Origin of the sequence: Xanthomonas sp. NCPPB 3569 (assembly GCF_041475645.2) — a bacterium.
GTDB classification, from domain to species: Bacteria; Pseudomonadota; Gammaproteobacteria; order Xanthomonadales; family Xanthomonadaceae; genus Xanthomonas; species Xanthomonas phaseoli.
This window is the reverse complement of record NZ_CM192969.1, coordinates 822317-836998: the sequence shown is the minus strand read 5'-3', so window position 1 is coordinate 836998 and position 14682 is coordinate 822317. Positions and strand designations below refer to the sequence as shown.

Annotated in this window: 10 protein-coding genes, 1 other RNA gene and 1 pseudogene; 8 read left to right on the top strand and 4 right to left on the bottom strand. The window is 63.7% G+C overall.

The genetic code is table 11. The features are described from left to right. The first annotated feature begins 104 nt into the window (after positions 1 to 104). The 4 genes from ACCQ03_RS03515 to ACCQ03_RS03500 all read left to right on the top strand — a co-directional run bounded on the left by ACCQ03_RS03515 (position 105) and on the right by ACCQ03_RS03500 (position 4102). On the top strand, positions 105 to 875 hold the full coding sequence (locus ACCQ03_RS03515) for a DUF72 domain-containing protein (RefSeq protein ID WP_209225781.1): 771 nt from the start codon (positions 105 to 107) through the stop codon (positions 873 to 875). A 273-nt stretch (positions 876 to 1148) separates the two neighbouring features. Then, positions 1149 to 2822 carry an alpha,alpha-trehalase TreA gene (gene treA, locus ACCQ03_RS03510; RefSeq protein WP_057679884.1) on the top strand — a complete coding sequence of 558 codons (1674 nt, stop codon included), beginning with the start codon at positions 1149 to 1151 and terminating at the stop codon, positions 2820 to 2822. A 422-nt stretch (positions 2823 to 3244) separates the two neighbouring features. Continuing rightward, a non-coding RNA gene (locus tag ACCQ03_RS03505) (sX9 sRNA) lies at positions 3245 to 3320 on the top strand. An 83-nt stretch (positions 3321 to 3403) separates the two neighbouring features. Further along, positions 3404 to 4102: an AIM24 family protein gene (locus tag ACCQ03_RS03500; RefSeq protein WP_057661472.1), complete on the top strand. Its 699-nt coding sequence runs from the start codon at positions 3404 to 3406 to the stop codon at positions 4100 to 4102. Positions 4103 to 4507: 405 nt separating this feature from the next. Here the strand turns inward: ACCQ03_RS03500 and ACCQ03_RS03495 are convergent, their stop codons facing one another. After that, positions 4508 to 5419: a CorA family divalent cation transporter gene (locus ACCQ03_RS03495; RefSeq protein WP_057679885.1), complete on the bottom strand. Its 912-nt coding sequence runs from the start codon at positions 5417 to 5419 to the stop codon at positions 4508 to 4510. A gap of 368 nt (positions 5420 to 5787) precedes the next feature. Here ACCQ03_RS03495 and xopV point away from each other — a divergent pair, with 368 nt between their 5' ends. Next, the gene (xopV, locus tag ACCQ03_RS03490; RefSeq protein ID WP_412566726.1) at positions 5788 to 6780 is read left to right on the top strand and encodes a XopV/AopV family type III secretion system effector; all 993 of its coding nucleotides are present in this window, start codon (positions 5788 to 5790) and stop codon (positions 6778 to 6780) included. An 85-nt stretch (positions 6781 to 6865) separates the two neighbouring features. Here xopV and cycA read toward each other — a convergent pair whose 3' ends face one another. Next, on the bottom strand, positions 6866 to 8296 hold the full coding sequence (cycA, locus tag ACCQ03_RS03485; protein WP_209225783.1) for a D-serine/D-alanine/glycine transporter: 1431 nt from the start codon (positions 8294 to 8296) through the stop codon (positions 6866 to 6868). 660 nt (positions 8297 to 8956) lie between these two features. Beyond that, positions 8957 to 9250: a hypothetical protein gene (locus tag ACCQ03_RS03480; RefSeq protein ID WP_057661407.1), complete on the bottom strand. Its 294-nt coding sequence runs from the start codon at positions 9248 to 9250 to the stop codon at positions 8957 to 8959. A 201-nt stretch (positions 9251 to 9451) separates the two neighbouring features. Between ACCQ03_RS03480 and ACCQ03_RS03475 the strand changes: the two genes are divergently transcribed. After that, positions 9452 to 11098 (top strand): glycoside hydrolase family 6 protein, encoded by a 1647-nt coding sequence (locus tag ACCQ03_RS03475; RefSeq protein ID WP_170922313.1) that lies wholly within the window; start codon positions 9452 to 9454, stop codon positions 11096 to 11098. A 406-nt stretch (positions 11099 to 11504) separates the two neighbouring features. Beyond that, positions 11505 to 13277: an expansin EXLX1 family cellulose-binding protein gene (locus ACCQ03_RS03470; protein WP_057679886.1), complete on the top strand. Its 1773-nt coding sequence runs from the start codon at positions 11505 to 11507 to the stop codon at positions 13275 to 13277. Positions 13278 to 13550: 273 nt separating this feature from the next. On the opposite strand, the gene ACCQ03_RS03465 is transcribed toward ACCQ03_RS03470, so the two are convergent. Continuing rightward, entirely contained in the window at positions 13551 to 14426 is an 876-nt protein-coding gene (locus ACCQ03_RS03465; RefSeq protein ID WP_209225785.1) for a DMT family transporter, read from the bottom strand. 168 nt (positions 14427 to 14594) lie between these two features. Here ACCQ03_RS03465 and ACCQ03_RS03460 point away from each other — a divergent pair. Continuing rightward, positions 14595 to 14681: pseudogene (locus ACCQ03_RS03460) on the top strand (SAM-dependent methyltransferase); the annotation flags it as partial. Position 14682: the final 1 nt, after the last annotated feature.

The following is a 14682-nucleotide window of genomic DNA, read 5'->3' as shown; positions in this document are numbered from 1 at the left end:
GCGCCCAGTATCGAAGCGCTGCGTGAGTCGCCCGTGAGTGCGATGCACACGGCATCCTGACGCACGCGCATGCATAGAGTGCTGCCACTCTCGGCTTGCCTGCCATGCCAGCTCGTCCATCCGCTGCCATTGCACGTGTGCGTTGTGGTTGCGCAGGCTGGTCGATTCCTGCCGCCGACCGCGCACAGTTCGACCAAGGCGCCAGCGTATTGCAGCGCTACGCCACGCGTTTTGACGCGGTGGAAATCAACTCTTCGTTCTATCTCCCGCACCGCGCCAGCACCTATGCGCGATGGGCCGACAGCGTCCCGGAGGATTTTCGTTTTTCGGTCAAGCTGCCGCGCAGCATCAGCCACGACGCGCGCCTGCACGGCACCGGGCCGCTGCTGGATGCCTTCCTGGCGCAGGCCGGCGCGCTGGGAACACGACTGGGCTGCCTGCTGCTGCAACTGCCGCCCAGCGCCGCCTTCGATGCCGCGGTGGCCGCGCGGTTTTTCGCGATGCTGCGCCGGCGCTGGGACGGCGGCGTGGTCTGCGAACCGCGCCACTCCAGCTGGTTCGCCGCACCTGCGCAGGCGCTGCTGGCGCGCCATCGCATTGCACACTGCGCCGCCGACCCGGCGCCAGTGCCCGCAGCCTCGCTGCCGAGCCCGACTGCTGCACCGCTGTATTGGCGCTGGCATGGCGCCCCGCGCATCTACTACAGCAGCTACCCGCACACCGCACTGCAGGCGCTGGCCGCGGCGGTGCGCGCCAGCCATCCGGGCAGTACGCAGCCACCGCCCGAACGCTGGGTGATCTTCGACAACACCGCAGCCGGGTGCGCCACCTCCAATGCGCTGGAATTGCAGCGCCTGCTCAAGAAGGAGCGCTAACGCAAACGCGGGCAGGTGGCGGTCTTCCGGCACGCCAGTGGCGCGCATCTTGCAACGGCCAGGCTGCAGGGACGCCGGCGCACCACCATTCAAGCTGCCTGAGTGCCGCGCCGATATGCCTGGATCGACGCACGTTGCGGCACCACGCCGATCAGCTTGCTGAATTCAGTCGTCCCGGTGCGAAGCCTGTCGGCGTGCCGGCACCTCGCTCGGTCCCGCCCGCCACATCGGTCGTTTACCATGCCCTACGCCACTGCCCGTTCTGGAGATGTCATGAGTTCTGCCGCGCCCCCGTGCTGCACGTCGCTGCTTGGCCTGTCGCTGAGCATGTTTGTTGCGCCGGGCACGCTGACCGCCGCGCCGCTGGAGCCTCCGGTCGTCAATGCGCCGGCGCCCACGCCGCCCACGCCCGACCTGGCCTACCCGGAACTGTTCCAGGCCGTGCAGCGCGGTGAGCTGTTCGATGACCAGAAGCACTTTGTCGACTTCCTGCCGCTGCGCGACCCGGCGCTGATCAACGCCGACTATCTGGCGCAGCACGATCACCCCGGCTTCGACCTGCGCAAGTTCGTGGATGCCAATTTCGAAGAATCGCCGCCAGTGCAGACCGATGCGATCCGCCAGGACACCGCGCTGCGCGAGCACATCGACCTGCTGTGGCCCAAGCTGGTGCGCAGCCAGAACCGCGTGCCGCCGCACAGCAGCCTGCTGGCGCTGCCGCACCCGTACGTGGTGCCGGGCGGACGCTTCCGCGAGGTGTATTACTGGGATTCCTACTTCACCATGCTGGGCCTGGTGAAGAGCGGCGAAACCACGCTCAGCCGCCAGATGCTGGACAACTTCGCCTACCTGATCGACACCTACGGGCATATTCCCAACGGCAACCGCACCTACTACCTCAGCCGCTCGCAGCCGCCGTTCTTCTCCTACATGGTGGAGCTGCAGGCCGGCGTGGAAGGCGAGGCGGTGTATCAGCGCTACCTGCCGCAGTTGCAAAAGGAATACGCCTACTGGATGCAGGGCAGCGATGACCTGCAGCCCGGCCAGGCCGCGCGCCACGTGGTGCGCCTGGAAGATGGCAGCGTGCTCAACCGCTATTGGGACGAGCGCGACACCCCGCGCCCGGAAGCCTGGCTGCACGACACCCGCACGGCTGCCGAGGTGAAAGACCGCCCGGCCGCCGAGGTCTACCGCGACCTGCGTGCCGGCGCAGAGAGCGGCTGGGACTACACCAGCCGCTGGCTGGCCGACGGCCAGAACCTGCGCACCATCCGCACCACTGCCATCCTCCCGATCGACCTCAACAGCCTGCTCTACCATCTGGAGCGCACCCTGGCCCAGGCCTGTGCGCAACCGGGCGCAGACTGCACGCGCGACTACGCCGCACTCGCACAGCAGCGCAAGCAGGCCATCGACGCGCATCTGTGGAATGCCGCCGGCTACTACGCCGACTACGACTGGCAGACGCGCACGCTGAGCAACCAGGTCACCGCCGCCGCGCTGTACCCGCTGTTCGCCGGCCTGGCCTCGGACGATCATGCCAAGCGCACCGCCAGCACCGTGCGCAAGACACTGCTGCGCCCGGGAGGCCTGGCCACCACCGCGGTGAAGACCGGCCAGCAATGGGACGAACCCAACGGCTGGGCACCGCTGCAATGGGTGGCCGTGGACGGCCTGCGCCGCTACGGCGAAGACGCGCTGGCACGCACCATCGGCGAGCGTTTCCTCGCCCAGGTGCAGGCGTTGTTCGCACGCGAGCACAAGCTGGTCGAAAAGTACGGCCTGGAAACCGATGCGGCCGGCGGCGGCGGCGGCGAATACGCCTTGCAGGACGGCTTCGGCTGGACCAACGGCGTCACCTTGATGCTGCTGAACCTGTATCCCGGCAAGGATGCCAACGCCGCCCCTGCCAAGCGTGTGCGCAAGCCCGAGGCCGCCGCGCGCTGAGGACGGGGCCGCTGCTGCGCAGTGCGTGGCAGCGGCGGGGTCGGATCATTGGCGTCGGGTGTCGGACGTGGGGCGTCGGACGGCGCACGTCTTCGATGCGCAGCACCGCCGTCGCGGCGATATGACGCGTTCTGCCTTTGCTGGCGACACGTCGCGAGCAGGCGCGCAATGAGGCATTGCCCGCACGAGCCGTGGCAGACGGGCCACCATGGCGATCCTGCGCACTGGCGACGCGTTCTGCTGGTGTACGCCGCGTGGAGCGCAGCGCTTCGATCCGCGCCTGGTGCGCCCGCATGCGTCGAGCGCGTTTGCCGATCGCCAGATTGCCGCTGTCATCGCGTGTGCTGATACGCAGCACCTAGAGCAGCTAACCAAACGACTGCGCACCCGCCAGGCGGGCGCGGCCGGTGCTCGGAATCGGCATGTAGCACTCGTACACTCCGGATCCTGTGCGCCGTCCGCACCCACCTGACAACTGCTCGCGACGTTTTGTTAGCCGCTCTTAGGCTCGCGGTGCCAGCCCGCGACTGCACCGCAGACGGCCGCGTATCATGCGCACTCTTTCACTCCAGGACGGACCCATGGCCGTACGCACGCTCAATGAATTTCTCGCCCATTCCAAGGAAAAGGACGTCAGCCCCGATCCGTTCGAACTGGAAAACCCGCATCTGCTGGAAGTGCGCCTGAACGGCATGGTGTGGTCCAAGGCCGGCGCCATGGTGGCGCGCACCGGCAACGTCAAGTTCACCCGCGAGGGACTGCTGGAACAGGGCCTGGGCAACCTGCTGAAAAAAGCCGTCAGCGGCGAAGGCATGCAGTTGATGAAGGCCGAAGGCCAGGGCCGCGTGTATCTGGCCGATGTCGGCAAGATGGTCACGCTGCTGCGCTTGAACGGCGAGGCGATCTTCGTCAACGGCAACGATGTGCTGGCGTTCGAATCGGGCGTCGAACACAAGATCACCATGATGCGCAAAGTGGCCGGAATGCTCTCGGGCGGGCTGTTCAACGTGCGCCTGAGTGGCCACGGCATCGTGGCGATCACCTCGCACTACGAGCCGCTGACCTTGCCGGTCACCGCCGCCAGCGGCCCGGTGTTCACCGACCCCAATGCCACCGTCGCCTGGTCCGGCACGCTGACGCCGGAGCTGGTCACCGACGTCTCGATCGGCACGCTATTCGGCCGCGGCTCGGGCGAAAGCCTGCAGATGCGTTTTGCCGGCGAAGGCTGGGTGGTGGTGCAGCCTTACGAAGAAGCCAGCTTCCAGCAGTCCAAGGGCTGATGGCTGCGATTGGGGATTGGGAATTGGCGCAGCTGATTACGCTGATACCTGGTACCCGTCGACGCGCTGTGCGACCGCACGATACCCCTCAAACCAAACGATCAGCATCGCTTCCTCCGCATGGCGGGGGAAGGTGCCCGAAGGGCGGATGGGGGCCGCTTTCGACACAGTACCAACACAGCCGTGCGATGCCCCCTCATCCAGCGCCACACGCGCAACGCGTATGAGCACATCACCCTATTGAAGCGAGCAAGACTGTCGAAGACATGCGAAACACCAGGTGACGCGCGGTATATGCACAAAGCAGCCTCAACGCCTCACAGGCCGCTTCCCGAGCCCTGGCCACTTGTAACCACGCACCTATCGCTCACACCCAATCACCCCATCGCACCGGCATAAAGCGCATCACACCCAACCACGCTTGCGAAACCACGCCAGCGGTACCACCACGCTCAGCGCGATGATGCCCAGCGCCCAGAAGTAGTGGTCGTGCCCCTTGAGTTCGGGCATGTAGGAGAAGTTCATGCCCCAGATGCCAACCAGCACGGTGGGCGGGATGCCGACGACCGACGCCACCGCCATCACCTTCATCACGTTGTTCTGGTCCATGTTGATCATGCCCAGCACGCTGTCGAGCAGGAACTCGATGCGATCGTCCATGTGCTGCTGGAATTCGCTCAAGGTGGTCAGGTCCTTGTGCAGCAGGGTGATGCGTTTGGCTGCATCGGCCCCGAACCAGTCCGGGGCGGCGCCATCCAGATAGGTGACCAGGCGCAGCATGCCTTGCCCGGCGTTGTGCAGGCCGCCAAGCTGTCGGCCCATGTCGCCGACCTGGTGCAACATGCGCTCCAGGTCCTTGGTCTTGTGCGGGCTGTCGAACACTTGTCGCGTGGTTTCGGTGACTGCCGCTTCCAGTCCCTCGAGCCGGTCCGCCAGACGCCCGACCAGCTGGTCGAACATGCGTAGCAGCAAGTCGTCCGAGCTGTGGCAGGGTTCGTGTTCCAGCCGCGTCGTCAGCGCCTCCAACGAGCCGATGCGCTGCTCGCGCAAGGTCACCAGCATGGTGGGCGACAGCGCGAATCCCAACGGCGCGGTGGGGCCGTCCTCGTCCTGGAAACGCGGCACATTGAGAAACAACACATCGCCCTGGCGACGCACCCGGCTACTGAATTCGATCTCGCCAATCGCCGCACGATCGGGCAAGGCAAACCCCACTTTCTCGGCGGCTTGCGCCAGCTCTTGCGGGCTTGGCTGGCACAGGTCGACCCAGCAACCTGGGGTGTGCCGGGTTCCGGCAATCGGGTGGATCGTGATCATGCATCGACGGTGGGATGAAAGAGCCCAAGCATCCTCCGCGTCCACCATGGCGTCAACGCCGACACGTGCCCGTCGGCGATGGCCGCGACGGACGATGGCCGTACCTGGTCACGCAATCGCCGTGCGGTTCCTGCAAGGCAGCGACAGCTTTCGCCAAATCGCACATCGATTCTGCTGTGAGCGGTCTGCACGTTCTGGCTGCCTTACATTTTCCGCTCACGCATCCCAGGAGTACGCGCATGAAAATCTCCGGCTCGGCGTCTGGCGGCCTACACGAGCCTATTGGCCATGGTGATCTGCCACCTGCTCCATCGCTGTGCGACGACATCCAACTCCGCGGCCACACCCAGCTCCACGGGCTGCCTCCCCTGCGCCGGAGCGCATCAGCCAAGGCGCGATCGCCGGCGTTCGTCGCAGACAACCGCCATCTCGATGCGCTGTTCGGCAGCACCCAGCCCGCGCGCGGAAAGCAACTGGAAGGAGGTGTCCACCGGACGCCGATCCAGTCTCAGGAAATAGACACGCCCACTGCCAGCTTGAAAGGAGGTAGCCAGCCAACGCCGAGCCAGTCCCAGGTAGAAGAAGCGCCCGCTGGCGGCTTGGAAGAAGATGTCCAGCCGACGCCGAGCCAGTCTCAGGAAATAGAAACGCCAGCTGGCGGCCAAGCGCACGTCAAGATCAATCCAACACGCCTGTTCGTCTCCACTGCTCCGGCACTGGAGATGCCGCATCGTCTCGATCCAGCCAAGCTGTCCAACGATCTCGGGCTGAGCGAGGACGACATCGATCGCATCAGGAACACCCCCACGTTCCACGAACAGAATGAAACCGGCGCTCCTTCCAGTACGCCACTGGCTCAGCGGCTGCGCCTGGACGATCTGCGCAACAAGAAGGTGGAGTACAAGTGGAACATCGCCGGTAATGGCAGCCTGGTCATCGGCGAAGGGCATCCTGGCGTGGTCCTGGACGAGCCGATGACAAGCAAGCAGGCGCGAAAGAAGAAACAGCCATACGCGCAAGGCCATGTCACCCTCGTGGGCGGCCAACCATGGGACAAGACTCCCTGGCAGGAAAATCGCATGCTGCCCGAAGCGCGCCTCGGCGGTACCTTGTACTACAACCCGGACGGCGAGCTGTGCATCGACAACGATTCGGGGCGATTCAGCGAATATGCCGACCGAACATCACAGCATCTCGAAAACGTCGCCAAGCTCTTTCAATACTACGGTCTACCGGTCACGCCGCAATGGAAAGCAAAGAAACAGATCCCGTTGCAGCGTCTGCCCGCCGGCGCGGCTGTAATGCCGCCGCGCCCGGCAGAGGAAGGCGAAGCGGCGCATTCTGACCCGAACGGCGACTGATCCGGCGTACACGCGCATCGACATGACCGCTCGCAGCGTGCGGTCACTGCCGCACGCTGCACACGATGCGTGCCGCACCCATCGCTCAGCGCTGCCGGTTCCCACGGCGTTTGACCGCATAGCCAATGGCCAGGAGCAGGAACCAGACCGGGCTGGCCAGCAATGCCTGACGCGTGTCGTCCTGCAGGGTCAGCAGCACGATGACGAAGGCGAAGAAAGCCAGGCACACGTAGCACATCAGCACGCCGCCGGGCATCTTGAACGCCGAGGCGGCGTGCTGCTCCGGGCGCTTGCGGCGGTAGGCGATGTAGGCGCACAGGATCAGCGACCACACGAACATGAAAAGCACCGCCGACAGCGTGGTGACCAGCGTAAACGCGGTGACCAGGTTGGGAATCAGATACACCAGCATCGCGCCCAGCAGCAGGCACAGACAGGAAAACAGCAGGCCGCGCGCCGGCACTGCCGCACGCGAGAGCTTGGCAAAGCCCTTGGGCGCATGCTGTTCTTCGGCCAGGCCGTAGAGCATGCGGCTGGTGGAAAAAATGCCGCTATTGGCCGACGAGGTGGCCGAGGTCAGCACCACGAAGTTGATCAGGCTGGCCGCCGCCGGCACGCCGGCCAGCACGAACAACTCCACGAACGGGCTCTTGTCGGCCACCACCTGCCGCCACGGCGTCACCGCCATGATGGCGATCAGCGCAAGCACATAGAAAATCAAGATGCGCACCGGAATCGAATTGATCGCCTTGGGCAGATTACGGCGCGGGTCGGCGGTTTCTGCAGCCGTGGTGCCGACCAGCTCGATGCCGACGAAAGCGAACACCGCGATCTGAAAGCCGGCAAAGAACCCGCCAATGCCCATCGGGAACATGCCACCGTCGTTCCACAGATTCGACAGCGAGGCCACGTTGCCCGAGGGCGAGCGGAAGCCCCAGGCCACCAGCCCGGCGCCAGTGACGATCAACGCGGCAATGGCGATGATCTTGATCAGCGCAAACCAGAATTCCATCTCGCCGAACAATTTCACCGTGACCAGATTCAGGCTCAGCAGCAACAACACGCACAAGAACGCCGGAATCCACGGCGCCAATCCCGGAAACCAGAACTGCGCATAGGCCGCAATCGCGATGACATCGGCAATGGCGGTGATGATCCAGCAAAACCAGTACGTCCACCCGCAGAAAAACCCGGCCCATGGCCCGAGCAGGTCGGTGGAAAAATCGACAAACGACTTGTATTCCAGGTTGGAAAGCAGCAGTTCGCCCATCGCGCGCATCACGAAGAACAGCATCGCGCCAATGATGAGATAGACGAACAGGATCGACGGCCCGGCCAGACTGATCGTCTTGCCAGAGCCCATGAACAGGCCGGTACCGATCGCCCCGCCGATGGCGATCAACTGCAGGTGGCGATTGGACAGGCTGCGTTGCAGATGATCGGGCGCGGACGGGTCAGACATGGGCACGGCACCGGAGGAGTGGGCAAGCTGGTCAACATACGAGATCACGCCCATGCGTGCCAGTGGGCGCCTGATGCGAGGCTGCGGTGGGCACGTCCTCTGCAACGACCTGGGCAAGACCCGCGTCGCAGACCTGCACCGCCCCAAGACCGCAACCAGCGTCCAGGCCGTACCGCACTCCCGGCGGCGGCAATTCGCACTGCATGCAGCTCAGTCTGCCGGTACCTGCTCACGCCTGCCATCTCCACCGTAGCGACCTCGCATCGAACCGTCCCGAGTTCTTCTGACACCGGCATCTAGGTCAGACGCGCTGGTTCACGTTCACCGCCAGGCACCGGCCATCTGGAGCTGTGGCGCAATGCCCTGGAACCACGACCCCAGCCGAGACTGACATCCAACATAATGCATCAAAATATACTTTTACACCCTTCTCCTAAAATAAAAAACAAACCATTTTTGTCAGAATTAAATAACTTTCGAGATTATCTTTGTAAATATAATTTCCGAATCATCGGTATCCGTCTTCGTTTTCTTCTCCACATAATCGGCATCTGCAATAACGCCACACCTTTCTCGGATGGTGAGCGTAGTCGTCCACAGTTCCAGCATCTGCTTTTATGGTAGCGCTCGCTTTCTAGAGCACGCGCACGGATTCGTGCCATCAATGCTGGCCTTCTACGTTCTCAGTCTCGCCAGAAAGCTTCCCATGCATCTTCAGCCACACCCCGCCTGCAAGGCCTGCTGCCATTGTCGATCGATGCGCCGACCATGCCGTTCGATGGTCGTGGCAGGCAGGTAGACGAAACCGGTCATGAGCCGCAACGACGCGGCACACAATCGCACAGTGCGCGTGGGCGTAAGCCCCGCTGCAGCTGCGCTCAAACGGGCAACGGAATCGACGCATTGCGCCGACCGATGCGCGAATACGGCGAGCCGCTTGAATGCGACACGCCGCACCATCTTCTGCGCCGATCGCCCCGGCGCAGGACCACCGATGCACACGCGCATCTGGGGCGCGTTCGGTTGCGCACGTGCATCACTCACCCCGAGCGGACATCAATCGAGAGAAGCCACCAGTCATAGCGAATCACGCGACATCTTGATATCTCGCTATTACACACCGTTTCACCACTTCCCATCCCAAGGCAAAATTCAATGTCATCTTTGACAAACCTCCGACCCTGCGTCACGTCCAAGCTCGCCGTTTCGTTGCTGACCGGCGCGCTGCTCATTCCCGTTGCGGCATCCGCCCAGAGCCATGTCGACAACCCGTTCGTCGGCGCGAGCGGGTATGTCAATCCCGATTATTCGAAGGAAGTCAACTCGTCGATCGTCAAGGTCAAGGATGTGCAACTGAAAGCCAAGATGCAGGTCGTCAAGTCCTATCCGACCTCCGTCTGGCTGGATTCGATCAACGCGATCTATGGCGGCTCGCGCAACGCCGGCCGCCTAAGTCTGCAAGGCCACTTGGATGCGGCATTGGCGCAGAAAAAGGCCAACACGCCGATCACGGTCGGCTTTGTCATTTACGACATGCCGGGGCGCGACTGCCATGCGCTGGCCTCCAACGGCGAGCTGCCACTGACGCAAGCCGGCTTGCAGCGCTACAAGACCGAATACATCGACGTCATCGCATCGACGCTGGCCAATCCGAAATACAAGGATCTTCGGATCGTCAACATCATCGAGCCGGACAGCCTTCCGAATCTTGTCACCAATCAAAGCACGCCCGCCTGCGGCCAGGCGGCATCCAGCGGCATTTACGAGGCCGCCATCAAGTACGCGCTCGACAAGCTCCATGCCATTCCCAATGTTTACAATTACCTCGATATCGCCCATTCCGGCTGGCTGGGGTGGGACAATAACCGTAGCCCTGCGATTTCGCTGTACACACGGGTCGTGCAGGGAACGGCAGCCGGTCTGGCCAGTGCGGATGGCTTCATCACCAACACCGCCAATTACACGCCGCTTCATGAGCCGAACCTGCCCAATCCGGACCTGACGATCGGTGGCCAGCCCATTCGCTCGTCCAACTTCTATCAATGGAACAGTTTCTTCGACGAATCGACCTATGCGGAAGCGCTCTACAACGGCTTCGTCGGCGCGGGTTGGCCCAGCAAGATCGGCTTTCTGATCGACACCGGTCGCAACGGCTGGGGCGGCAGCGCGCGCCCTGCATCTGCCAGCGGCAATGACATCAACACCTACGTGGACTCCGGACGCGTGGACCGTCGTCTCCATCGCGGCAACTGGTGCAATCAGAGCGGTGCGGGGATCGGCATGCCGCCGACCGCGGCACCCGGCGGGCATATCCATGCCTATGTGTGGGGCAAGGGAGCGGGCGAATCCGACGGCTCCAGCAAGTACATCCCCAACAACCAGGGCAAGGGCTTCGACAGATACTGCGACCCGACCTATACGACGCCGGACGGCACGTTGACGGGCGCCTTGCCGAACGCGCCGATCGCCGGTAACTGGTTCCACACGCAGTTCGTCCAGTTGGTCGCCAACGCGTATCCCGCTATCGGCACCTCGACCAAGGTGGCGCTGCAGTCGGCTTCGACCGACGCGGTGCCCGCCAGTTTGCCGACGGCAACGAAGGGGCTGACCGCCAATGCAGCGGACGGCAAGGTCAGGCTCAGCTGGTCGCCCGTTGCCGGTGCCACGGGTTACACGGTGCAACGTGTTGCCGGCGCAGCCGCTGCTCCCATCACCGTCGCATCGGGCCTGACCTCGCCCTCATATGTGGACCAGGCGCTCACCAACGGTACCACGTACTACTACAAGGTAACGGCCAACGGCCCATCGGGTGCAGGCGCGAGCTCGGTCACCGTGAGCGCGACGCCGCATCGGTGATGCGATAACTGCGTTGCCACAGAGCGGTAGAGGCTAGTGTGCTCTACCGCTCCTCGGCTGCGGGAGGAGCGCTGCAACAACGATGCGGCGCCTAGCGGCCGCCAGTTCAATCGCTGTCGTGCTGCTCTACCTCTGTCTGGAACGCGGCATGCGCTTCGAATGAGATGACATCGGAGCAGATGCCGTCGGCGGCGGAACGGGCGCTGCATGGCACAGGCTCGGTAGCGCCACGGCAAGCGGCGCAGCGCCCACTCCGTGCTTCTGCCGGCCAACCCGGCGGGAAGTGGCCTGTGGCACGCCGGGACTGCATCGCGCGCGTTGCCGGGGCGCTGTGCCCTTTTGTCTCCAACCGCACAGGCCGCTTCGTAGGCATCTCAACGTACATGACACACTCTAGGAAACGTCCATGCTGTCACACATCCATTTCTTGATCGCGCTCGCAACGCTCGTCCCGCTCACCGCGCCGGCGATGCAGGTCAGTACGCAAGCTCCCCTTGTCGATGCAACGGGTCAGACGCTGCACATTCGCGGGGTCACCTGGCCCGGCTTCGATCGCGCCGGGTTGGCGGCCGTCGGCATGCGCAACAACACACTGGCGCAACTGCTGGATCGGATGCAGGCGTCAGACATTAATGCCGTGCGGGTGCCGGTCTGCGCCGCTGTTCTGCAACGCGCCCCTGTGGCAGCTGCAGAAGTTGCCGGCGATTCCACGCTGCGCGGATTAGATTCCTTGCAACTGCTCGACACAGTGGTGCATGCCGCAACCCAGCGCGGGATGCAGGTGATGTTCGCTTTTGCAGATGGAAGTTGCGATGACCGCGCACCGCTCCTGGGCGCACAGCGGCAGGCATGGACGCGCGGCCTGGTCACGCTGGCACGCCGCTATGGCGGCAACGCCAATGTCCTGGGTATCGACCTTGGCAGCAGCGGCTACCGCAATGCCAGCTGGACAGGAAACGCGGCGGATCAGGATTGGAACCGGGTAGCGTCGCGCGCAGCTGCAACGGTGCTGGCGCAGGCACCGCGTTGGTTCGTGGGTGTGGAAGGTGTGGGCAGCAATGCGGTGTGCAGTGACCCGGGGCGCAAAGCGCCTGGCAGCAATCTTCAGCCGTTCGCGTGCGTGCCGCTGGACATCGCTCGCCGACACCTGGTGTTGATGCCGAAGTTGGCGGGCCCGGACCGCGATACGACCGGTGCCTTCGCCGCACCCGGATTTGCGCAGGCACTGCCCGCCATGTGGCAACGCGACTTCGGCCAATTCGCACTCGACCATGCAGTGGTACCCGTCAGCCTCGGCGGTGGACTGGGCGATGGCGACCCGCGCGACCCAGCATGGCAAACCGCATTGAGCGGTTATTTGGCAAACGCTGGAATGCGCAGCGCATTTCTCGGCAGTTGGGAAACTGGCAATGCCAACAACGGCGGCCTGTTGGCGCCGGATGGCAGCCCCCGCGCAGACAAACTGCTGATCTTGCGTCATGCCTGGGGCATGTTGCCCGTCATGCCCGCCATTGCCACAGCAACTGGCGACAGCACGAAGAATGCGAGCGGGAAGAAGTCGTGGAATAGTACTTTCAGCGGCACTGCCACCATGACCGGCTCCGGCTACTCTGGCGGCGCGCTCCTGCTGGACCCCATTCCGAGCGATGCCTTCATCACCGCGCTCAACTCCACGCAGCTGAACTTCGGCGGGATCAAGGCCGCGCTGGCTGGCGCCTATCTGGAAGTGACCGGCCCCAGGGGAAAGACCATCGTCTATGTCACCGACCTGTATCCGGGGGGCGCCTCTGGCGGCCTGGATCTGTCGCCCAATGCCTTCGCGGCGATCGGCAACACGGCAGACGGGCGCATTCCGATCAGCTGGAAGGTCGTCCGCGCGCCGATTACCGGCAACGTGCAGTACCGCATCAAAGAAGGCAGTTCACGCTACTGGGCCGCGATCCAGGTGCGACACCACACCTATCCGGTGGTCAAGTTCGAAGTCAAACAAGGCAGCACCTGGACCAGTCTGCCGAAGACCGATTACAACCATTTCGTAGGCACAAACCTCGGCAACAAGCCGCTGTCCATCCGCATCACCGATATCCGCGGGAAGGTCATCGCGGACAAGATTCCCGCGCTGACGGAATACAGTAGCTCCGAGCCGTATTTCGAGCCCGGCAACGTACAATTTCCCTGAGGTACGCCGCCGACCCGAGAACGGCCGGTACGCTGGCGCGCTGCGGCCACATTGGCAAAACGTCTATCGCGGCGACTGCATCGAAACAAGGCCGGCGACGATGCCCGCCTCATCGAGCGCTGGCGCGTTCGGCGTGCGGCACCGGGTTCTGGTCAGCGATGGATCCGGATGCAGGATTGGATCGCAACTGCCTCGCTGTCTGGACCCCTGACGGACCGAGGCTTTTTTGAATCCCGCCCCACTGCCAGCCAACCGGCCGGTACTGCGCAGCACTCACACGATCTTCGTCCGCCGCCACCAACGCGACACCTGTTCCTCGCGCACCAGGGTGAACAAACCGGCGCCCAGGATCAGCGCGATGCCCACGGCCATCGGCCAGTCCAGATGATCATGAAACAGCAGGTAGCCAAAGGCGATGGCCCATAGCATCTGGCTGTATTGGGTTGGTGCGACCACGCTGACCGGGGCCATGCGCGTGGCGTACATCATGCAGATGGCCGCCAGCCCGGCGAGCAAGCCGTAGCCGGCCAACAAGCCCCACTGCGACAGCGTGGGCCAGACGAAGCTCGGCAACATCATGATCCCGCCCATCACCAACGGGCCGATCACCCCAGCGCCATACAAGGTCAATCGCTTTTCACTGTGGCCGGCCATGCGCAAGGCGATCACCGAGATGGCGCCGACCAGGCCGCACACGATTGCCGCCACATGCCCGTGGGTGAGATGGCGAAATCCCGGGCGCAGCACGATCAACACGCCGATGAACCCGACGATCACCGCCGACCAGCGCCGCCAATGCACTTCTTCCTTGAGGAAGATCACCGACAGCACGGTGACGAAGATCGGCATCAGGAAGATCAGCGCGAATGCTTCGGCCATTGGCAAGGTGGTGAAGGCGATCACCGAGGTGAGATTGCCGATGGCGCCGGTGAGCGTACGCAGCAACCACAGTGCCGGCTGCTTGGCCATCACCAGCTCGCGCAGCTGGTCGTTTGGCTTTTTCAGGAACGGCACCGCCAGCAGTATCAGCAGCGCGCCGAGAAACAGCACTTCATAGACCGGCAGCGTGCCTTCGAGCAGCTTCACGAACGCATCGCTGATCGAATAAGCCGCATAACAGGCGAACCCCAACAACACACCCTTCAGCATGACCCACGCTCCTCGGTTGACGCCGATCCGACGAGGTGTCGATACGGACTGCCTGCAGTATGCGATGCGGCGTGTGTCAGCGAAACGGCGCAGGCAGTCGACCTCGGTGGCAGACGCATGCGGTGGGCGCCCCGGCGGCAGATGCCTGGCCGCAACAGGTCGGTTACGATGCCGCTCCCTTCCTTGCAGCGCTGCGGCATGTTCCGCACGCCGCACACAGAGCTGTCAGCCGTGCCCCACTACTCCGGCCCCTTAG